The organism is Flavobacterium branchiicola (assembly GCF_018383905.1).
GTDB lineage: Bacteria > Bacteroidota > Bacteroidia > Flavobacteriales > Flavobacteriaceae > Flavobacterium > Flavobacterium branchiicola.
Map to the genome: position 1 here is coordinate 1 of NZ_JAGYWA010000036.1, position 288 is coordinate 288.

1 protein-coding gene is annotated in these 288 nt (G+C 39.9%); it reads right to left on the reverse strand.

Features of this window, described 5'->3' with window-relative positions; all coding sequences use genetic code 11:
- Positions 1-288: hypothetical protein (locus KHA98_RS22820; protein ID WP_213260285.1), on the reverse strand; the 288-nt coding region annotated here is incomplete at both ends.

A 288-nucleotide genomic window follows, 5' to 3' on the forward strand; every position in this document is an offset into this window, starting at 1 on the left:
TTGCGGTTATTGTCGGTACATCTGGAGTCACCAACTTCACAGCATTACTAAATGAATTTGAAGATGCAGAAGTACAACTTCCATTTCCTGCCGTTACTTTATAAGAAGTTCCAACGATCATTCCGCTGATTAATCCTGTATTATCAACACTTGGACCAACCGGATCAAAAGTGTAAACCGTTCCTGAAACGTAATTTGATATTGTAGAAATTCCGTTAGCTGAACAAGTCGGTGCTGTTGCAGTTATTGTCGGTACATCTGGAGTCACCAACTTCACAGCATTACTAA